Here is a 20,954-nt window from a genome sequence, read left to right on the forward strand (position 1 = left end):
ACCACACCCCCTTCCGGGGTGCCCAGTGTTGAGGAGGTTCACAGAGTTACGGCGGTCACAGCGAAGGGGAAACGCCCGGTCCCATACCGAACCCGGAAGCTAAGCCCTTCAGCGCCGATGGTACTGCCCTGGAGACGGGGTGGGAGAGTAGGACGCCGCCGGACAACCCTTCACCGAAGGCCCACCCCACACGGGGTGGGCCTTCGGCATTTCCAGGCCGTTGCACCGGTCGCTCTCGTCCGAGGCCGGCCACGAGCGACCGTCGCGCCGCAGGACTCCTCAGGTCGCTCCGTCACGTGTCACGTCGGAGCCGACGTGGGAAGATGGCCTGCGCAAACTCCAGAACGAGAGGCAACCCCGGTGAACGACACCTCCCACGACCCCGAGTCGGACCGCCCGTCGTCGGGCGACGACCGTGGTGGTCGACGCGACCGTGACGGGCGCCAAGGTTCTTCCGGTGACGCTCGCGGAACGGGTCGGGGGCGAGCCGGCGACGGCCCGACCTCCGGTGACCGCGACCGCCGTCGGAGTGGCGGAGACGATGCCCGCCGCGGCTCGGGCGACTCGCGGGGACGCCAGGACGGCGGCTATCGCGGACGGCCCGACGGCTCGCGAGGGCGCGCGGAGGGGAGCCGCCCCGACCGCGGGTACGGGGGCCCGGATCGTGACCGGCGCTCCGGTGACCGGCAGGATCGTGACCGTCGCGAGGGGGACCGTCGTGACGGCGGACGCCAGGACGAGCGGCGACCGTGGAACCAGGGCGGTGCGAGCTCGGGCTCCACGGGCCGCGGGTACGGGCAGGGAAGCAGCGATCGTGCCGGGCGCCGTGACGACCGGACATCCGCGCGCGACGGGCGTGGCACGTCGGGGTCGCGCGGCGACGGGTACCAGCGGCCCGCGCGCACCGGCGAAGGAAGCCGCGGGCGGTACGACCGGGACTCGGCCGACCGCCGTCGTGACGGCTCGGGTCCGCGCGACGACCGCCGTGGCGGTGACCGCCGCGGGCACGCACCGCGCGCCGGGGCCGGCCGCGACCGGGAGGGCTTCGACCGCCGTCCCGAGCCGCGCCACCCGGCGGGTCCGGCGATCCCCGACGAGGTGCAGATCTCTCAGCTCGACCGCGCGGCGCGCGGCCGGCTGCGGACCCTGAGCAAGGAGACCGCCGAGGTCGTCGGGCGTCATCTCGTGATGGCCGGGCGTCTCATCGACTCCGACCCGGAGCTCGCCTACGAGCACGCGCAGGCGGCCGTGCGTCGTGCGGGCCGGGTCGACGTGGCACGTGAGGCCGCCGGTCTGACGGCCTATGCGACCGGTCGGTACGCCGAGGCGCTCCGTGAGCTGCGCACCGTGCGGCGCCTCAACGGATCGTCGGAGCACCTCCCGATCATGGCCGACTGCGAGCGGGGGCTCGGGCGCCCGGAGCGCGCGCTCGCTCTCGCGGCGTCGGAGGAGGCCGCGACCCTGGACGACGTCGGCCGCACGGAGCTTGCGATCGTCGTGAGCGGCGCCCGCGTCGACCTCGGCGAGCTCGACGCGGCTCTCGCGGCGCTCGAGCAGGTGCCCGCGATCGGGACCCGCGGCGAGCTCGGGGCGCGCGTCCTGCAGGCGCGCGCGTCGGTGCTCGAGCTCGCGGGCCGGACCGAGGAGGCGGCGGAGATCCTCGCGGGAATCGACTCGAACCTGCTCGCCGCGGCTCTGGGCGAGGACGACGACGTCGTGGTCTACGACCTCACGGACGACGTCGAGGAGTCCGAGCAGTCCGAGGAGGAGCGTCCCGAGGCGTCCGGACCCACGGATGCCGGCGAGCCTGCCGAGGGCCAGGAGACGGACGAGCAGTCCGACGAGACCGTGGCCGGGGGCTCGCAGGGCGACGGGACGGACGAGGTGCAGGACACGACGGGGGACACCGCACCGTCGGACGAGGCCGACCGGTGAACGTCGGGCTGCTCGGGAGCGACGTCGCGCTGGCCGACCGGTACGACCTCGCGCTCGTCGACCTGGACGGTGTCGCGTACCGCGGCCACGAGCCGATCGAGCACGCGTCGGAGGGCCTGACGACGGCCCGCGCCCGCGGCATGCGCCTCGTGTTCGTCACGAACAACGCGTCCCGTGAGCCCGGGTCGGTGGCCGAGCAGCTCACGGGTCTCGACATCCCCACCTCGGCGGACGAGGTCATGACCGCCGCGCAGGCGGCCGCCGCGCTGCTGCGGACCCGCCTCGAGCCGGGAGCGCGGATCCTCGTGGTCGGCGGGCCGGGACTCGTGACGGCCGTCCACGACGCCGGCTTCGTCCTCGTGGAGAGCGCCGACGAGGAGCCGGACGCCGTGGCGCAGGGCTTCGCGCCGGAGCTCGGGTGGGCCCAGCTCGCCGAGGCCGCCTACGCCGTCCAGCGGGGCGCGTGGCACGTCGCGAGCAACCTCGACCTGTCGCTGCCGACCGCGCGGGGTTTCGCTCCGGGCAACGGGTCCCTGGTCGGCGCGGTGCGCGCCGCGACGGGCGTCGAGCCCGACAGCGCCGGCAAGCCGTCGCCCACCATGTACCGGCTCGCGATCGAGCGTGCGGGCGCCGAGGCGCCGCTCGTCGTCGGGGACCGGCTCGACACCGACCTCGCCGGCGCCCGCGCAGGCGGCTATCCCGGCCTGCACGTCCTCACGGGCGTGAGTACGGCGCGGGACACGATCCTCGCGGAGCCGCACCTGCGCCCGCACTACGTGGGCGCCGACCTGCGCAGCCTCCTCGAGCCCCACCCGGTGCCCGTGCGCACGGACGCTGGCTGGTGGTCCTGCGGAGACAGCGCGGCCCAGGTCGACGACGGCGCGCTGCGCCTGGACGTGCGGGGCACCGCGACGGTGGACACCGTCCGGGCGGCGGCCGCCGCGGCGTGGGCCTCGGCCGACGCGGGGCGCCCCGTGGACCCTGCGACGGTCCCCGAGCTGCCCGTCGGGACCCACTGAGGCCGACCGTCGGGCGGCACGACGCGCCGTGTCGCGCGGTCCGCCGGTCGTGCCCGTCCGTGGGACGCAACCGGTAGCGTGGTCCGGGATGCCCGGCCGCGGCCGGGCGACGTGCGCGCAGCCCACCAGACAGGAGGCAGGACATGACGGACCGCCCGCTGCGTCCGGTTCCCGGCCCGCCTCCCGGCGGAGGACCGGAGCGTTCGGCGAACGACCGGGACGGCGACGCGCCGTCCCCGGTCGCCCACGTGCTCGGCAACCCGCTCGACGCCGCGCTCGGACGGCTCGACGGGCTGGAGGGGCTCTCCACCGCCGACCACGTGGGGGTGCTGGAGGCCGTGCACGACGCGCTGGTCGCCGAGCTCGCGCGCACGGAGGACTGAGCGTGGCCGATCGCACGAGTGCCCGCCTCGACGGCGAGCTCGTCCGGCGCGGGCTCGCGAGGTCGCGCCGGCAGGCCGCCGAGCTCGTGGCCGCGGGCCGGGTGACGCGCGGCGGGACGGTCGTGACCAAGCCCTCGACCGCCGTCGGGCCGGAGGACCTGCTCGCGGTGACGCCGGACCCGGCGGACCCCGGCTACGCCTCGCGTGCCGCGTTCAAGCTCGCCGGGGTGCTCGACGCGCTGGACGCGCTCGACCGCGCCGGCGCGCCGCCGCGGCCGCCCGCCGTCGACGGCGCGCGGTGCCTCGACCTCGGGGCGTCGACCGGGGGGTTCACCGATGTCCTGCTGCGCCGGGGTGCGCGCGAGGTCGTCGCGGTGGACGTCGGGCACGACCAGCTCGTGCCGGCCCTGCGCGCCGACCCGCGGGTCCAGGTGCACGAGGGGCTCAACGTCCGCGACCTGGCTCCCGAGCACGTCGGGGCCGTGCCCGACCTCGTCGTCGGCGACCTGTCCTTCATCTCGCTCGCGATGGTGCTTCCCGCCGTCGCGGGGGTGGTGGGCCCGGGCTCCGACCTGCTCCTGCTCGTCAAGCCGCAGTTCGAGGTCGGCAGGGAACGCCTCGGGAGCGGCGGGGTCGTGCGCGACCCGGCGCTCCACGCCGAGGTCGTCGCCGCGGTCGCCCGGCACGCGGCGGTCGTCGGGCTGCGCCCGCTCGCCGTCGTGCCGAGCCCGCTGCCCGGGCCGAGCGGGAACCGCGAGTACTTCTGGTGGCTGCGGGCCGGCGACCCCGGCCGCGCCGACGGCGCCGTGCTCGACGACTCCGCGCTGGAGGACGCCGCCGCCGCGGCGGTGGCGTGGCAGCCCGTGCCCGACGGCGGCCCGCCGCCCGTCGTCCTCGTCGCCCCGGCGGCGTCGGACGGGCCGAGGACGACGCCCGACGCCACGACGCCCGACCGACCCCTGACTGGAGGAGCACCGTGACGCGACGCGTGCTGATCGTGACCCACGGCGGCCGCCCCGAGGCGGTCGTCGCGCTGCACGAGGCGGTGACCGAGCTCGAGCGCGCCGGGTTCACCGTGACGCTGCACGACGACGACCTCGCGGAGAGGTTCGGCGACCACATGGCGCGCACGCGGGCGCGCGAGGGCGTCGCGGAGTCCGAGGTCGTCATGGTCCTCGGCGGCGACGGCACGATCCTGCGTGCCGCCGAGCTCACGCACGGGACGGGGGTGCCGCTGCTCGGCGTGAACCTCGGGCACGTGGGGTTCCTCGCCGAGAGCGAGCGCGAGGACCTGCGCGCGGCCGTGGGGCGGCTCGCGGCGTACGACTACACGGTCGAGGAGCGCACGATCGTCGAGGTGCGCGCCTTCCTCCCGGGCGAGCCCGAGCCGCTCGTGGGCTGGGCGCTCAACGAGGCGACGGTCGAGAAGGCGCAGCGCGAGCGCATGATCGAGGTCGTGCTCGGCGTCGACGGCCGCCCGCTGTCGTCGTTCGGGTGCGACGGCGTCGTGACGGCGACCGCGACCGGCTCGACCGCGCACGCGTTCTCCGCGGGGGGGCCGGTGATGTGGCCGGACGTCGACGCGGTGCTCGTCGTGCCGCTCGCGGCCCACGCGCTCTTCGCGCGACCGCTCGTCGTGGGCCCCCGCTCGACGATCACGGTGGACGTGCTGCCGGACTCGGCGTCGTCGGGCGTGCTCACGTGCGACGGCCGGCGGCGCATCGACCTGCCCAACGGCTCGCGGGTCGAGGTGCGGCGCTCCGACACGCCCCTGCGCCTCGCGCGCCTCAGCACGGCACCGTTCACGGACCGGCTGGTGTCCAAGTTCTCGCTCCCTGTGGTCGGGTGGCGCGAGCGCGCGGCGAGCGTCGCCGCGACGGCAGGGACGACGGCGGAGCGCGCCGCCGCGGCGGCCGCGGACGCAGGCAGGGTGCCGGAGGACCAGGACGCCACGGACGAGGAGGAGTGAGCGTGCTCGAGGAGATCGCGATCGAGAACCTCGGCGTCATCCGGTCGGCCCGCGTCCCGGTCGGGGCGGGCCTGACCGTGATCACGGGCGAGACGGGCGCGGGCAAGACCATGGTGCTCACCGGTCTCGGCCTGCTCATGGGGGGCAAGGCGGACCCGGCGACGGTGCGCCCGGGCGCGGCGAGCGCGGTGGTCGAAGGTCGTGTGCGCGTCACCGACCGTCCCGCGGTCGCGCAGCGGGTCGACGACGCGGGGGGCCAGGTGGACGACGACGGCACGGTCGTCATCCTGCGCACGGTCGCGGCGGAGGGCCGCTCTCGCGCGCACCTCGGCGGGCGCAGCGTCCCGCAGGGCGTGCTCGCGGAGATCGCCGACGACCTCGTGACGGTCCACGGCCAGTCCGACCAGCTCCGGCTGCGGACCGCGAGCCGGCAGCGGGTCGCGCTGGACGCGTTCGCCGGTCCACCGCACGCCGAGCTGCTGGCGCAGTACCGCGACGCGTGGACCGAGCGGTCGGCGCTGCAGGCGGAGATCGACGACATCGAGACGCGGGCGGGCGAGCGGGCCCGGGAGGCCGAGCTGCTGCGCCTCGGGCTCGCGGAGGTCGAGCGGGTCGCCCCGCAGCTCGGCGAGGACGTCGAGCTGACGGCCCTGGTGGCGCGGCTGGGGAACGTCGAGGAGCTGCGGGTCGCAGCCCAGCTCGCGCACGACGCCGTGGCCGGTGACGAGGCGGCGGAGCCGCAGGAGAACGCGGTCGTGTCCGTCGACCGGGCGCGGCGCGCGCTCGAGGCGGTCGCGGGCACGGACCCGGTGCTCGCCCGGCTCGGGGAGCGGCTCGCGGAGGTGGGCTACGTGCTGGCCGACGTCGCGACGGAGATCTCGGGCTACGTCGAGGACCTCGCGGCCGACCCCGCCGGGCTCGAGAGCGCGCACGCGCGCCTCGCCGAGCTCGGCACGCTGACGCGCAGCTACGGCGAGACGGTCGACGACGTGCTGGCCTGGGCGAGCGACGCCGGGCTGCGGCTCCTGGACCTGGACGACGGCGGCGAGCGGCTCCACGCCGCCACCGCGCGCCGCGACGAGCTCGACGCGGAGCTGGACCGCCTCGGGACCGCGATCACGGCCTCGCGCGAGCGTGCCGCGGCAGAGCTCGCGACCGCGGTGACCGACGAGCTGCGCGGGCTGGCCATGGGCGGTGCGAGCCTCGTGGTCGACGTCGCTCGGGCCGAGGAGCCCGGCCCGTGGGGTGTCGACGTGGTGACGTTCTCGCTCGTCGCCCACGCCGGGGCGCCGACTCGCCCGCTCGGCAAGGGCGCGTCGGGCGGCGAGCTCTCCCGCGTCATGCTGGCGATCGAGGTGGCGCTCGCGACGGCGGCGGTCGACGGCACCGGGCAGGTGCTCCCGACGTTCGTCTTCGACGAGGTCGACGCGGGCGTCGGGGGCAAGGCGGCGGTCGAGGTCGGGCGCCGGCTGGCGTCGCTCGCCACGCGCGCGCAGGTGGTCGTCGTGACGCACCTCGCGCAGGTCGCGGCGTTCGCCGACGTCCAGCTCGTGGTGACGAAGTCGTCGGACACCGGTCCGGGGGACGGGTCCGACGACGGCGACGCGGCGACCGCGGTCACGGTCACCGGTGTGCGCGAGGTCACGGGGGACGAGCGCGTCCGCGAGCTCGCGCGGATGCTCTCCGGCCAGGAGGACTCGGACGCGGCCCGCCGTCACGCGGTGGAGCTTCTGGAGTCGTCGGTCGTGGGACGATAGGGCACGATGAGACTCACTCTGCGCAAAGCCTCCCTGCCGGAGGCCGGGTCCGGCACGCTCGGCCCGGCCAAGGTCGACCCGCGCACCAAGGCGCTCACCAAGCGGCTCCAGCCGGGGGACATCGCGGTGATCGACCACGTCGACATCGACCGCGTCGCAGCCGACGCCCTCGTCGCGGCCAAGCCGTCCGCCGTCCTCAACGCCGCGAAGTCGGTCTCGGGCCGCTACCCGAACCTCGGGCCCGACGTCCTCGTCGAGGCCGGGATCGTGCTGGTCGACGACCTGGGCCCGGCGATCATGGCCGTCCCCGACGGCCGCGAGCTGCGGCTCGACGGCGGCAAGGTCTACCTCGGCGACGACCTCGTGGCCGAGGGCGTCCTCCAGAGCGAGGAGACCGTCGCGCGCAGCCTCGAGGAGGCGCGCGCCAACCTCTCGGTCGAGATCGAGTCGTTCGCCGAGAACACGATGAACTACCTGCGGCGCGAGCGGGACCTGCTGCTCGACGGCGTCGGCGTCCCCGACATCCGCACGCCCATCGACGGGCGGCAGGTGCTCATCGTGGTGCGCGGCTACCACTACCGCGAGGACCTCGCGACGCTGCGCCCCTACATCACGGAGTACCGGCCCGTCCTCATCGGTGTGGACGGCGGCGCGGACGCGATCCTCGACGCCGGCTGGAAGCCGGACATGATCGTGGGCGACATGGACTCGGTGTCCGACCGCGCGCTGAGCAGCGGCGCCGAGGTCGTGGTGCACGCGTACCGCGACGGGAAGGCGCCGGGTCTGGAGCGCGTCCAGGAGCTCGGCGTCGAGCCGGTCGTGTTCCCGGCGACGGGCACGAGCGAGGACATCGCGATGCTCCTGGCCGACGACAAGGGCGCCGAGGTCATCGTCGCGGTCGGGACGCACGCGACCCTCGTCGAGTTCCTCGACAAGGGCCGTGCAGGCATGGCGAGCACGTTCCTCACCCGGCTGCGCGTCGGCGGCAAGCTCGTCGACGCGAAGGGCGTCTCGCGCCTGTACCGGCACCGGATCTCCAACCTCCAGCTCTGGCTCCTGTCGATCGCGGGGCTCCTCGCCGTCGTCGCGGCGCTGTGGTCGACGGCGGCGGGCCAGACGTTCTTCGGGATCGTGGGCGCCCGGTTCGACGACCTCTGGTCGTGGATCGGGTCGCTCTTCGCGGGCGGCGGCTGACCCCGACCGGGCCGTCGTCGTCGGCCCGCGCGGGTCGCTCGCGACCGCGTCCGACCCGCGCTCCCGCGCACCCTGACCTTGCCAGCACGCAGCAGCACGAACCGAAGGACACCACCGCACAGTGATCGACTTCAGGTACCACATCGTCTCGTTGATCTCGGTCTTCCTGGCCCTGGCCGTCGGGATCATCCTCGGCGCCGGGCCGCTCCAGGGCGCCATCGGCGACCAGCTCACCGGGCAGGTGGAGCAGCTGCGCACCGAGCGCAACGAGCTGCGCGACCAGCTCGACGAGGCGAACGTGACGCTCGGCAACGACTCGCGGTACATCGAGGCGGCGGGGCCGCAGCTCGTGGCGGGGTCGCTCCAGGACCGTCGCGTCGCCGTCGTCGACCTCGACGGGGCCGACAACGAGCGGGACGACGCGATCGCCGAGCAGCTCGAGTCGGCGGGGGCGTCGGTCGTCGGGCACGTCCGCCTGACGGACTCGTGGACCGACCAGGACGAGGAGAGCGCGCGGCAGACCGTGGCCGAGGGCCTCGGGGAGAAGCTCGGCGAGGTCCCGCAGGACGCGACCCCCGAGCAGCGGCTCGCCCGTGCGCTCGCGCTCGCGCTCACCGGGTCCACGCCCGCGAGCTCCGAGGAGCGCAGCCCGGAGGCCATCGAGCTCGAGGCGCTCCTGGAGCGCTTCGCGCTCGTGGACGTGGTGTCCGAGCAGACCCTGCCGGCCGACGTCGTCCTGCTGCTGGGCGGACCGGCACCCGAGCAGGCCGCCCCGGCTGCGGAGGGCGAGGAGGCGCCGGCGCCGGACACGTACGTCGTCGACATCGAGGTCCAGGTGGCCGTCGCCGCGCAGGAGGTCGCCGAGGCGGCGCTCGTCGCCGGCCCGACGGCGGTGAGCGGCGACGTCGTCTCGACCATCCGCGCGAACGAGGACCTCGCCGCGACGCTCTCGACCGTGAGCGGGATCGAGGGGGAGCCCGGCCGGATCAACGTCCCGCTCGCCCTCGCCGCGCGGATCGCGGACCAGGTCGGGCAGTTCGGGTTCGAGGAGAGCGCGACGGCGGTCCTCCCGCCGGCCGTCGAGCTCCCGCCGGTGACGCGCACGACGTCGTCCGACACGGGCGCCCAGGGCGCCGCGGCGGGCGACACCGCGGAGGACGGCGGCACCGCCGACGTCGAGCAGACCACCGCCGGCGCGGGGGAGGGCTGACGTGGCGCGCGCGCTGCGCACCCTCGCCGCGGCGGGGGTCGCCGCCGTCGTGACCGCGGCGGTGCGTCGCTCGGCCGGGTCGCGTCCGCCGGGGGGCGCGGAGCGCTGGACGCGGACCAACCACCGTGGTGAGCCGATCAGCCTGCTCGAGGGCCCGGCGGTCGCCGCCGGCCTCGTCGCCGGGACGCTCGCGGCGGGCGGCGACGCCCGCACGCGCGGCGCGGTCGCCCTCGCCACGGCGAGCGCGGGCGCGTTCGGCCTCGTCGACGACCTCGCGGAGGACACGTCGACCCGGACGAAGGGACTGCGCGGCCACCTCGGCGCGCTCGCCGAGGGCCGGGTGACGACGGGCGCGCTGAAGGTCCTCGGGATCAGCGGCGTCTCGCTCGTCGCGGCGGCGATCGGGACGCGGCGCACGGGCGGGGCGTTCGGCCACCTCGTGGACGTCGGCGTGAACGGCGCGCTCATGGCCGGCACGGCCAACCTGCTCAACCTCCTGGACCTGCGCCCGGGCCGCGCGCTGAAGGCCGCCGGGGTGGTCTCTCTGCCGCATATCGGCACCTCCGCGGCCCCGACGACGGGCGCGGTCCTCGGGGCTGCCCTCGCCGCGGCACTCGGTGACCTGGGCGAGCGCGACATGCTCGGCGACTGCGGCGCGAACGCGCTCGGGGCGGCGCTCGGCTCGCAGGTCGCGTTCGCGGCGCCCCGGTCGGTGCGCTGGCTCGCGCTCGTGGGCGTGGTGGGTCTGACCCTCGCGAGCGAGAAGGTGAGCTTCTCGAAGGTCATCGAGGGCAACGACGTGCTGCGGCGCGTGGACGCGTGGGGCCGGCGCCCGGCGTGAGCGCGCGGGCGGGGCGGCTGCGCGCCGCCACGGGCACCCTGGCGGGCGCCGCCGCGATGATCACGCTCGTGACGATCGCGAGCCGGCTCGTCGGCTTCGCGCGGTCGCTCGTGCAGTCCGCCGCGGTCGGCACCGAGGGCGTCGGTTCGGCGTACACGGCGGCAAACCTCCTGCCGAACGTCCTCTTCGAGGTCGCGGCCGGGGGCGCGCTCGCGGGGGCGGTCGTGCCGCTCCTCGCGGGGCCGATCGTCCGCCGGTCGGGCACCGAGGTCTCGCGCATCGCGTCCGCGCTGCTCGGCTGGACGCTCGTCGTGCTGGTCCCGCTCGGGGGCCTCCTCGCCCTCCTCGCGCAGCCGATCGCCGGGCTCCTCATGAGCGAGCACCCTGAGCTCGTCGACGTCACCGCGACCTTCGTGCGCGTCTTCGCGCTCCAGGTCCCGCTCTACGGTCTCGCGGTGGTGCTCGGGAGCGTCCTGCAGGCGCACAAGCGCTTCTTCTGGCAGGCGTTCTCGCCGCTGCTGTCGAGCCTCGCCGTCATCGTGGTCTTCCTCGTGTTCGCGCGGCTCGCGGACGGTGACCAGGCGGACGTCGCCGCGCTGTCGGGCGACGCCATCGCCTGGCTGGGCTGGGGCACGACGGCGGGCGTCGCGGTCCTCGCGCTGCCGCTCGTCCTCCCCGTGCACCGGTTGGGCGTGCGGCTGCGCCCCACGCTGCGGTTCCCGGGCGGCGAGGCCGTCCGCGCGCGCAACCTGGCGTTCGCGGGGATCGGGGCGCTCGTCGCGCAGCAGGTCTCCGTGCTGGCCATCATGGGCGCCGCGTACCGGTACGGGCCGGAGCAGACCTTCCCCACCTACTGGTTCGCGCAGCAGGTGTACCTGCTGCCCTACGCCGTGCTGGCGTTCCCGCTCGCGACGAGCGCGTTCCCCCGGCTCGCCGAGCACGTCGCCCACGCGCGCCACGACGCCTACCGGCGCCTCCTCGCGACGACCACGCGGACGCTGATCGTCGTGGCCGGCCTGGGCGCCGCGGCTCTGATCGCGGCGTCCGCGGCCGTCGAGGCGGTGTTCGCGCACATCGCCAAGGGATCGGTCGCGGGCCTCGGGGGCGCGGTCGCCGGCATGGCGGTCGGCATCGTCGGCTTCTCGCTGATCCTGCACCTGTCGCGCGCGTTGTACACGATCGACCGCCAGCGCGTCGCGGTCGTCGTGACCGCCGCAGGGTGGCTCGTCGTGGCGGCGACCGCGTACCTCCTGCCCGCCGTGACGGGCGTGCGCGACCAGGCCGGGGTGCTGTTCCAGCTCGGCCTGGCGACCGCGGTCGGCATGTCGGTCGCGGGCGCCGGCCTGCTCCTCGCGACGCGCCGCCACGCGGGTCCCGGGGCGACGCACGGCGTCCCGCGGACGCTCCTGGTCGTCGCCGTGGGCGTGGCCCTCGGCGCGCTGGCGGGCTCGGCGGTCTCGGGCGCGCTGCTGCCCGACGACGCGGGCTGGCTGCCCGCCGTCGGGGTCGGGATCCTCGCCGCGCTCGCGGCGGGGGCGGTCGTCGTCGGGGTGTCGCTCGCGGGGGACCGCGCTGCGCTGCTCGGCGTGCTGCGCCGTGGCCGGTCCGGTGGGGCGCCCGCGGAGGACGAGCCGACCACCTAGACGTGGTGCGTCGCACTCACCGGTCCGCGTGCCGTCGTCGGGCACGCTGTTAGGATGGAGTTCCGTGGCAGACCTCCTGAACCGGCCCTCCTCCCGCCTCAACGCCTCGGGCGCACGCACCGAGCACCGCACCGCGCACGTCTTCGTCACCGGCGGCGTCGCCTCCTCGCTCGGCAAGGGCCTCACGGCATCCAGCCTCGGTCGTCTGCTCCGCTCGCGCGGCCTGCGCGTCACCATGCAGAAGCTCGACCCGTACCTCAACGTCGACCCCGGGACGATGAACCCGTTCCAGCACGGCGAGGTGTTCGTCACCGAGGACGGTGCCGAGACGGACCTCGACATCGGCCACTACGAGCGCTTCCTCGACGTCGACCTCGAGGCCACCGCGAACGTCACGACCGGCCAGGTCTACTCCCAGGTCATCGCTCGTGAGCGGCGCGGCGAGTACCTCGGCGACACGGTCCAGGTCATCCCGCACATCACCGACGAGATCAAGTCGCGCATGCGCGCCCAGGCCGGTGAGGACGTCGACGTCATCATCACCGAGATCGGCGGCACGGTCGGCGACATCGAGTCGCAGCCCTTCCTCGAGGCCGCACGCCAGGTGCGCCACGAGCTCGGCCGCGACGACGTGTTCTTCCTCCACGTGTCGCTCGTGCCGTACATCGGCCCGTCGGGCGAGCTCAAGACGAAGCCGACGCAGCACTCGGTCGCCGCGCTGCGCTCGATCGGCATCCAGCCCGACGCGATCGTGCTGCGCGCCGACCGCGTGGTCCCCGAGCCGGTCAAGCGCAAGATCGCGCTCATGTGCGACGTCGACAACGAGGCCGTCGTCAACGCGGTCGACGCGCCGAGCATCTACGACATCCCGCGCGTGCTGCACTCCGAGGGCCTCGACGCCTACGTGGTGCGCCGCCTCGGCCTGCCGTTCCACGACGTCGACTGGGACGGCTGGAGCCAGCTCCTCGAGCGCGTGCACCAGCCCGCCCACCGGGTCGAGGTCGCACTTGTCGGCAAGTACATCGACCTCCCGGACGCGTACCTGTCGGTCACCGAGGCGCTGCGCGCGGGCGGGTTCGCGAACGACGCGAAGGTCACGATCCGCTGGGTCGCGTCCGACGAGTGCCAGACCCCGGCCGGCGCAGACGACGCGCTGCACGGCGTCGACGCCGTCCTCGTGCCGGGCGGGTTCGGCGTGCGCGGCATCGAGGGCAAGCTCGGCGCGCTGCGCTGGGCGCGCGAGAACAAGGTCCCGACGCTCGGGATCTGCCTCGGCCTGCAGTCGATGGTCATCGAGTACGCGCGCAACGTGCTCGGGATCGACGACGCGTCGTCGACCGAGTTCGACCCGGGCACGTCCCACCCCGTCATCGCGACGATGGAGGAGCAGCTCGCGATCGTCGGCGGCGACGGAGACCTGGGTGGCACGATGCGTCTCGGGTCGTACGAGGCCGCGCTGGCACCGGGCTCGGTCGTCGCCAAGACGTACGGGTCGGAGCGCGTCTCGGAGCGTCACCGCCACCGCTACGAGGTGAACAACTCCTACCGCAAGCAGCTCGAGGAGGCGGGGCTCGTGATCAGCGGGACGTCGCCCGACTCCTCGCTCGTCGAGTTCGTCGAGCTCCCCGCGGACGTGCACCCCTACTACGTGAGCACGCAGGCGCACCCGGAGTTCAAGTCGCGCCCGACGCGCTCGCACCCGCTGTTCACCGGCCTCATCGGCGCCGCGCTCGAGAACCAGGCCGACTGAGTGGCCGCCGAGCAGGGAGCGGTGTCGGTCGGGACGTCGGGCCAGGCGCCCGTGGTCGACGCGCTCGCCCCGCGCCCGGTCGTGGAGACGACGGTCGTGCACGCGGGTCGCGTGTTCGACCTGCGCTCCGACGTCGTCGACCTGGGCGACGGGGGCCGCGTGACGCGCGAGTACCTCGACCACCCCGGGGCGGTCGCGATCGTCGCCCTCGACGAGCAGGAGCGCGTCCTCCTGCTGCGGCAGTACCGCCACCCCGTGCGGCGCGAGCTGTGGGAGGTGCCGGCGGGCCTGCTCGACGTCGTCGGGGAGGACGGGCGGCTCGCCGCGGCCCGCGAGCTCGCCGAGGAGTCCGACCTGCAGGCCGCGCGCTGGGACGTCCTCGTCGACTACTTCACGACGCCGGGCGGCTCGAACGAGGCGCTGCGCGTCTTCCTCGCGCGGGACCTGTCGCCCGTCCCGGACGACGAGCGGTTCGAGCGCGAGGCCGAGGAGCTCGACATGGAGCTGCGGTGGGTGCCGCTCGACGAGGCGCTGCGCGGCGTCCTGGCGGGGGAGCTGCACAACCCCTCGGCCGTCGTCGGGATCCTCGCCGCCGCCGCCTCCCGCGCGGGCGGCTGGGCGTCGCTGCGCCCGGCCGACGCGCCGTGGCCGGAGCGCCGCGGCGGCTGACGCCACCGGCGCTCCCGGGCTCTGCGCACCGGTTCGGGTAGCGTCCTGGGGCGTGGGTGTTCCTCTTCCCGACCTCGTCCCCGTCCCGGCCGGCCGGCTCGACGTCGTCGACGCGCGCACCCGGGAGTCACGCTCCGTCGTCCTGGAGCCGTTCCACGTCGCGCGCACCGCGGTGACCGTCGGTCAGCACCGGTCCGTCCTCGCCGCCGACCCGATCCACCCGCGTCCCGGGCGCCGCCCGGCCGTCGACGACGACGTCCCCGTGCACGGCGTGACGTGGTTCGAGGCGGTGCTGTGGTGCAACGCGGCGTCCCGGGTGGCGGGCCTGGACCCCGCGTACCGGGTCGAGGGCCGGGACGTGCGGTGGGACGTGCGGTCCGCGGGGTACCGGCTCCCGACCGAGGCCGAGTGGGAGCACGCCTGCCGCGGCGGGACGAGCGGCCCGCGCTACGGTCCGGTCGGCGACGTCGCGTGGACCGCGGACGACGGCGTCGACGGTCCCCGGGCCGTCGCCACACGGCTCCCTAACGCGTTCGGTCTCCACGACACGCTCGGCAACGTCTGGGAGTGGTGCTGGGACTACGCCGACACGGCGCGCTACGGCGAGTACCGGAGCCTGCGGGGCGGCGGCTGGGCGGACCGGCCCTGGAGCGTGCGCGCGGGGGTGCGTCGTGGCAGCGCGCCCGACGCGCGGATCGAGGACGTCGGGCTCCGGGTCGTGCGGGGCGCCGTGGGCGACCCGGGCGTCCCCGCGGCCCAGGGGTGGTCGGACGCGGCGGACCGGGCCCGGGCGCAGGTCCCCGGCCTGCTCCCGCTCGGGTGGACGCCGTTGACGTTTCCGCCCGCTGCCGAGGCTTCCGCCGGCGGTGCCGACCGTGCCGTCGGTGCCGAGGACTAGGGTCTGTCGACGTGCCCGCACCCGACGCCCCGACCCCGCCGGGGGACGCGCTCGTCCGCGTCCTCGGCCCGGTGCGGGTCCCCGGATCCGACGGCACGCCCGTCGCCCCGCGCGGGTCGCGGGCGGCCGCGCTCGTCGTCGCGCTCGCGCTCGCGGGCGGCCGGACGCTGGGCGTGGCGACGCTCGTCGAGGACCTGTGGGGTCTCGACGCGCCGCAGGACCCGCGCGCCGCGCTCCAGAGCCTCGTGTCGCGGCTCCGGCGGGACACCGCGTCCGGGACCGTCCTCTCGCGAGCGGGCGGCTACGCCCTCGGCGTGCCGAGCGACCTCGACCGCGCCCGCAGTGCGCTCGCCGACGCACGGTCGGGCGCGCACCGTGGGTCCGGTGCGGGCAGCCAGGACGGCACGGGGAACGTCGCCGACCTGCGCGGCGCGCTCGCGCTGTGGCACGACGAGGACCCGGGCGCCGACGTGCCCGGACCCGTCGGGCAGGCGCTGCGCGTGGAGGCGACGCGGCTGCACGACGGCCTCACGGTCGCGCTGCGGTCTGCCGCGGCCGCCGCCGGGGACCGGGAGACGGTCGTCGCGCTCGCGACCGCGGCGCTCGACCGCGACGAGACCGACGAGGACGCCGCGCGCGACCTCATGACGGCTCTCGCGGCGTCGGGCCGGGAGCGCGAGGCGCTCGCCGCGTATGCGCGCGTCCGCCACGCGCTCGTCCGCGAGCTCGGCACGGACCCGGCCCCGGACCTGCAGCGGCTCGCCGCCGACCTGCTCGACCGCCCGCCCGGCGCGGGCGACCCGGCACGCTCGCCCGCACGCGACGGCGAGGCGGACGCGCTCGCCGCGGCCTCCGGGGCAGGTACGCGTCCCGCGACGGGCAGGGCCACCGGTGGGCGCGCGACGCAGGTGCGCGGCGTGCGCGCGGCGCCCGACGCGCTCGTCGGTCGCGACGACGACGTCGACCGCGTGCGCGACGCGCTCGCCCGGACCCGGCTCGTCACGGTCCTCGGTCCGGGCGGGCTCGGCAAGACGCGCCTCGCGCAGGAGGTCGCACGGCGTGCGGCCGCGACCGGGACGGTCGACCTCGTGGTCGTCGTCGAGCTCGCCGGCGTGCGGTCGGACGAGGACGTCGTCGTGGCGCTCGCGGACGGCCTGGGGATCTCCCCGCCCGGACGCACCGGCCGGCTCGCGGACCGCCTGGCCGCGCCGGAGCTGCGCGAGCAGGTGCTCGACCGCGTACGGGGGCGAGACGTCCTGCTCGTCCTGGACAACTGCGAGCACGTCCTCGACGGCGCGGCGGCCTGGACCGCGGACCTGCTCGGCGCGGCACCGCACCTGGCCGTCCTCACGACGAGCCGGTCGCCCCTGCGCCTCGCGGCCGAGCACGTGTATCCCCTCGACGCGCTGGGGGCGGACGGCGGCACCGGCCCCGCCGTGCGCCTCTTCGTCGAGCGCGCCCGCGCGGTCCGACCCGGTGCGAGCCTCCCGCCCGCCGTCGTGGCCCAGCTGTGCGAGCGCCTGGACGGTCTCCCGCTCGCGATCGAGCTCGCCGCGGCGCGCGTGCGCACGATGAGCGTCGAGGACGTCGAACGGCACCTCGACGAGCGCTTCGCGCTCCTGCGCTCGGGCGACCGGCTCGCCCCCGACCGGCATCGCACGCTCGAGGCCGTGATCGAGTGGAGCTGGAACCTGCTGGGGGAGACCGAGCAGGACCTGCTGTGCCGTGCGGCGGTGTTCCCGGACGGCTTCTCGGCCGAGGCGGCGCAGGCCGTGGCGGGTGACGCGCTCCCGGGAGCGGTGCTGGGTGCGCCCGCGTGGGGAACCTTGGACGCGCTCGACGGTCTCGTCGCCCAGTCGCTCCTGCGGGTCGTCGAGGACGACGGGGTCGTGCGCTACCGGATGCTCGAGACGGTCCGGGAGTTCGGCGCCCTGCGGCTCCAGGACGCGGGTGCCACGGCTGCGGCGCGCGAGGCCGTGCAGCGCTGGGCCGCCGCGCTCGCGGCGCGCTGCGCGGACGCGCTCGCCGGCGGCGACCAGACCGCCGCCGCGACCGACCTGCGGCGCGAGCAGGAGAACCTCCTCTTCGCGCTCCGCGAGGCGGTCCAGGACGGCCGACCCGACGTCGTCGTGCGGGTGTTCGCGGCGCTCATGGGGTCCTGGCTCCTGCTCGGCATCGAGGACCAGGCCGCCGGGCTCGTCGAGGTCGTGCTCGACTCGGTCGTCGGCTGGGAGGTCCCGCCCGAGGACGTCCAGCCCGCGGCCCTCGCGCTCGCCGCCGTCGCGGGCGCCGGGGCGTTCGCGCGCCCCGAGCTCGCCGCCCGGGCGCTGGGGCGCCTGCGCCGGATCCTGCGCCGTCCCGACGTCGGGCCGCGCACCCGGGCGTTCGCCCGGCTCCTCACGGTGCGCAGCGCCGAGGAGATGGAGTCCACGCTCGCGAGCCTGCGGGCCGACGACGACGCGTTCGTCGCGATGCTGGCCGAGTTCACGACGGCCCAGATGGCGGAGAACGAGGGACGCCTCGCCGAGGCGCGCTCGTGGGGCGCGCTCGCGCACGAGCGGGCGGTCGCCCGGGGCGACGTCGCGGCGCGCGCCACGACGGCGATGTTCCTCGCCTCGTGCGCGAGCGAGGCGGGCGACGCCGCGGACGTCGGGCGCTGGGCCGAGGCCGCGCGCGACCATCTCCGGGCGCTCGGCGCGACGGCGACGCTGCAGCAGCTCGACTGGGTGGAGATGTCGGCCGCGGTGACGCTCGGCGAGACGGAGCGCGCCGAGCGGATGCTCGCGGCGTTCGACGGCACGGTGGGCGGCGCGGGGTTCGGCACCGCCGACGTCCCGCCCGACGTGCGGTCCGTCGTCGCGATGGGTCGGGCGGAGGTCGCCGCGATGCACGGCGACGACGACGCGGCCCTCGCGCTCTACGGCGAGGCCGCCGCCTCGTTCGACGACGAGGCACGCTGGTCGCCGTGGTACGTGCTCCTCGTCTCGTCGTGGCTCGTGCGCCTCGCGACCGCCGGCTCGGCGCTGACCCCGACGGTCGCCGACGAGCTGCGGTCGCTCGTGCTCGGCATGCACCGGGCACGCCCGCACTTCGTGGACTACCCGGTCGTCGGGACGTCGTTCCTCGCGCTCGGGGTCGGGTCGGTGCTGGGCGCGGGCGGCACCCCTGGCGGCGCCTCGGACGCCGTCGTCGAACGGGGTGCCCTGCTCGTCGCGCTCGCGGAACGGATGGGCTCGCGGCAGGACCAGCCCTCTCTCCGGCACGAGAACGCGTGGGCGCAGGTGACCGCCGTCGCCGGTGCGGCGGTCGCGGAGCGGGCACGGACCGAGGTCCGCGACCTGGAGCGGGGTGACCTCGCACGCCGGGGGTTCGCACTCCTCGACGAGGCCGAGGGCGACGCCGGCCGGGACGGCTCGCACGACGCCTGACGGACGGCGACGGGGCCGGCACCGAGAGGTGCCGACCCCGTGCTGAGGACGCGTCCTCCGCCGTGCGACCCTGAGGCGCCGGGAGCCACGGCGGGTCGCCCGGTCAGGCCTTGCGCATGTACGCACGCACGGTGAGCGGCGCGAAGACCGCGACGATGACCGCCGCACCGACGAGCGAGATCGCGGCGTCGGAGCCGAGCGTCCCGGTGTTCGCCAGCTCCCGGACCGCGGTGACGAGGTGCGACACCGGGTTGACGTTGACGAAGCCCTGGAGCCAGCCCGGCATCGTGTCCGGCTGGACGAACGCGTTCGACAGGAACGTCAGCGGGAAGAGCACGATCATCGAGATGCCCTGCACGCTCGACGCGGTCCGGGCGACGACGCCGAAGAACGCGAAGATCCAGCTCACGGCCCACGAGCACACGATGACGAGCAGCCCTGCGAGCGCGACCGCACCGAGGCCGCCGTCGGGCCGGTAGCCCATGAGGTAGCCCATCGCGAACGTGAGCGTGGTCGCGATGAGGTAGCGGACCGTGTCCGCGAGGAGCGCGCCCGACAACGGCGCGATGCGCGCGATGGGCAGCGACCGGAAGCGGTCGAACACGCCCTTGTCCATGTCCTCGCGCAGCTGCGTGCCGGTGACGACCGACGTCGTGATGACGGTCTGCACGAGGATGCCCGGGATGATGATCGGCAGGTAGCTCGTCACGTCGCCCGCGATGGCCCCGCCGAAGATGTACGTGAACATCAGCGTGAAGAGGATCGGCTGCAGCGTCACGTCGAAGAGCTGCTCGGGCGTGCGCTTGATCTTCAGCAGACCGCGGTACGCCATGGTCAGCGTGTGGTCGGCCGTCGCGCGCAGCGACGTGCGGTCGGACACCGCGCGGTCGGCGCCCGCCTGGATACGGGGCCGGGCCGCGGGCGCCGCGTCGGTCGGGCCGGGAGTCGTGGGGGGAGTCGTGGTCGTGGTGGTCGTCGCAGCGCTCATCGCAGTGCCGCCTCTCGCGTCGCGGCCGCGCGGTCGTCGCGCGCGCCCGGGGTGTCGTCCGTGGAGCGCGAGCCCCCGGCGCCGTCCGTCGTGCCGTCGCCGGACGTCGGGTCGGACGCCTCGGCGCCGTGCCCCGTCAGGGTGAGGAACACCTCGTCGAGGCTCGGCTTGTCCATGCTCAGCGAGCCGACCTCGATGCGGGCCTCGCGCAGCCGCACGAGGAGGTCCGTCACGACGTCCGGACCGGGGACCGGCACCGTGAGCCGACGCGCCTCGGGAGAGACCGTCGCGGCGAGGCCCAGCGAGCGCTCGACGATCTCGAGCGCGGGCGTCACGTCCGCGGCGTGGACCAGAGCGAGCTGCAGAGACTGGTCGCCGACGGCGTCCTTGAGGTCGTCCGCCGTGCCCTCGGCCACCACGCGCCCGCGGTCGATCACCGCGATCCGGTCCGCGAGCTGGTCCGCCTCGTCCAGGTACTGCGTCGTGAGCAGCACCGTGGAGCCGCTCGCGACGAGGTCGCGGATCGTCGCCCACATCTGAGCGCGCGTGCGCGGGTCCAGGCCCGTCGTCGGCTCGTCGAGGAAGATGAGCGGCGGCTGCGCGATGAGGCTCGCGGCGAGGTCCAGACGGCGGCGCATGCCGCCCGAGAAGTTCTTCAGCGGGCGGGACGCCGCGTCCGTGAGGCCGAACGCCTCGAGCAGCTCGACCGCCTTGCGCCGGGCCTGCGTGCGCGACAGCCCGAGGAGCCGCGCGAAGATCACGAGGTTCTCCGTCGCGCTGAGCGTCTCGTCGACCGACGCGTACTGGCCCGTCACGCCGATGAGCTGGCGCACCTTGTGCGGGTGCGCGACGACGTCGTGCCCGAACACGCGGGCCTCGCCCGCGTCCGGGCGCAGGAGCGTCGCGAGCATGCTGATGGTCGTGGTCTTCCCGGCGCCGTTGGGTCCGAGGACCCCGTAGACGGTGCCGGTGCGCACGGTGAGGTCCACGCCGTCGACGGCGCGGTTCTCGCCGAAGACCTTCACGAGGCCGTGGGCCTCGATCGCGGGGGTGGTCATGTGTCCTCCTGGTCGGTGGGTTCACCACCCAGGCTGGATGTGCGCGCTCGCACCGCGCTGTCAGCGGAGCACCACCCGCTGTCACGCCGCTGTCACGCTCGCACCTGCCGAAGTAGAGCCGTGGTTGGTCGAGGTAGAGGCGTGGTCACCCTGCCCGACGGCGTGTGGTCGGGTTGGGTGGTCGGGGTGGGTGGTGGTGCCGCGTCTACCAT

Annotated in this window: 16 protein-coding genes and 1 rRNA gene; 15 read left to right on the forward strand and 2 right to left on the reverse strand. The window is 75.6% G+C overall.

Features of this window, described 5'->3' with window-relative positions:
• The first annotated feature begins 47 nt into the window (after positions 1-47).
• The 15 genes from rrf (at position 48) to JOE63_RS10955 (ending at position 18,696) form a co-directional block, all read left to right on the forward strand.
• Positions 48-164: ribosomal RNA gene (gene rrf, locus JOE63_RS10885) — 5S ribosomal RNA — on the forward strand.
• Positions 165-1,098: 934 nt separating this feature from the next.
• Positions 1,099-1,935, forward strand: coding sequence for a hypothetical protein (locus JOE63_RS10890; RefSeq protein ID WP_307840030.1), 837 nt, complete (start codon positions 1,099-1,101; stop codon positions 1,933-1,935).
• The gene (locus JOE63_RS10895) at positions 1,932-2,954 is read left to right on the forward strand and encodes an HAD-IIA family hydrolase (RefSeq protein ID WP_204541292.1); all 1,023 of its coding nucleotides are present in this window, start codon (positions 1,932-1,934) and stop codon (positions 2,952-2,954) included. The genes JOE63_RS10890 and JOE63_RS10895 overlap by 4 nt, the downstream gene beginning before the upstream one ends.
• A gap of 143 nt (positions 2,955-3,097) precedes the next feature.
• Positions 3,098-3,337 carry a hypothetical protein gene (locus JOE63_RS10900; RefSeq protein ID WP_087471862.1) on the forward strand — a complete coding sequence of 80 codons (240 nt, stop codon included), beginning with the start codon at positions 3,098-3,100 and terminating at the stop codon, positions 3,335-3,337.
• A 2-nt stretch (positions 3,338-3,339) separates the two neighbouring features.
• On the forward strand, positions 3,340-4,317 hold the full coding sequence (locus tag JOE63_RS10905; RefSeq protein ID WP_087471863.1) for a TlyA family RNA methyltransferase: 978 nt from the start codon (positions 3,340-3,342) through the stop codon (positions 4,315-4,317).
• Complete coding sequence (locus JOE63_RS10910; protein ID WP_087471864.1) at positions 4,314-5,306, forward strand: NAD kinase; 993 nt, start codon at positions 4,314-4,316, stop codon at positions 5,304-5,306. The genes JOE63_RS10905 and JOE63_RS10910 overlap by 4 nt, the downstream gene beginning before the upstream one ends.
• A 2-nt stretch (positions 5,307-5,308) precedes the next feature.
• Positions 5,309-7,063, forward strand: coding sequence for a DNA repair protein RecN (gene recN / locus JOE63_RS10915; protein WP_204541295.1), 1,755 nt, complete (start codon positions 5,309-5,311; stop codon positions 7,061-7,063).
• A 6-nt stretch (positions 7,064-7,069) separates the two neighbouring features.
• Positions 7,070-8,257: a putative cytokinetic ring protein SteA gene (gene steA, locus JOE63_RS10920; protein WP_204541299.1), complete on the forward strand. Its 1,188-nt coding sequence runs from the start codon at positions 7,070-7,072 to the stop codon at positions 8,255-8,257.
• 121 nt (positions 8,258-8,378) lie between these two features.
• Positions 8,379-9,467 carry a copper transporter gene (locus JOE63_RS10925; protein WP_204541302.1) on the forward strand — a complete coding sequence of 363 codons (1,089 nt, stop codon included), beginning with the start codon at positions 8,379-8,381 and terminating at the stop codon, positions 9,465-9,467.
• Between the two features lies 1 nt (position 9,468).
• Positions 9,469-10,308 carry a hypothetical protein gene (locus tag JOE63_RS10930; protein ID WP_307840031.1) on the forward strand — a complete coding sequence of 280 codons (840 nt, stop codon included), beginning with the start codon at positions 9,469-9,471 and terminating at the stop codon, positions 10,306-10,308.
• A complete protein-coding gene (gene murJ / locus JOE63_RS10935) occupies positions 10,305-11,951 on the forward strand; it encodes a murein biosynthesis integral membrane protein MurJ (protein WP_307840032.1) in 1,647 nt (548 codons plus the stop codon). The genes JOE63_RS10930 and murJ overlap by 4 nt, the downstream gene beginning before the upstream one ends.
• 76 nt (positions 11,952-12,027) lie before the next feature.
• The gene (locus JOE63_RS10940; RefSeq protein ID WP_239577753.1) at positions 12,028-13,701 is read left to right on the forward strand and encodes a CTP synthase; all 1,674 of its coding nucleotides are present in this window, start codon (positions 12,028-12,030) and stop codon (positions 13,699-13,701) included.
• Complete coding sequence (locus tag JOE63_RS10945; RefSeq protein WP_374059026.1) at positions 13,702-14,370, forward strand: NUDIX domain-containing protein; 669 nt, start codon at positions 13,702-13,704, stop codon at positions 14,368-14,370.
• 52 nt (positions 14,371-14,422) lie between these two features.
• Positions 14,423-15,268, forward strand: a complete 846-nt coding sequence (locus JOE63_RS10950; RefSeq protein WP_204541305.1) for a formylglycine-generating enzyme family protein — start codon at positions 14,423-14,425, stop codon at positions 15,266-15,268.
• Between the two features lie 11 nt (positions 15,269-15,279).
• Positions 15,280-18,696 carry an AfsR/SARP family transcriptional regulator gene (locus JOE63_RS10955; RefSeq protein WP_204541310.1) on the forward strand — a complete coding sequence of 1,139 codons (3,417 nt, stop codon included), beginning with the start codon at positions 15,280-15,282 and terminating at the stop codon, positions 18,694-18,696.
• A gap of 103 nt (positions 18,697-18,799) precedes the next feature.
• Here JOE63_RS10955 and JOE63_RS10960 read toward each other — a convergent pair whose 3' ends face one another.
• Both JOE63_RS10960 and JOE63_RS10965 read right to left on the reverse strand, forming a co-directional pair.
• The gene (locus tag JOE63_RS10960; protein ID WP_204541313.1) at positions 18,800-19,684 is read right to left on the reverse strand and encodes an ABC transporter permease; all 885 of its coding nucleotides are present in this window, start codon (positions 19,682-19,684) and stop codon (positions 18,800-18,802) included.
• On the reverse strand, positions 19,681-20,742 hold the full coding sequence (locus tag JOE63_RS10965; protein WP_204541316.1) for an ATP-binding cassette domain-containing protein: 1,062 nt from the start codon (positions 20,740-20,742) through the stop codon (positions 19,681-19,683). The genes JOE63_RS10960 and JOE63_RS10965 overlap by 4 nt, the downstream gene beginning before the upstream one ends.
• Between the last annotated feature and the right edge of the window lie 212 nt (positions 20,743-20,954).

The organism is Cellulosimicrobium cellulans (genome assembly GCF_016907755.1).
Classification (GTDB): domain Bacteria; phylum Actinomycetota; class Actinomycetes; order Actinomycetales; family Cellulomonadaceae; genus Cellulosimicrobium; species Cellulosimicrobium cellulans_D.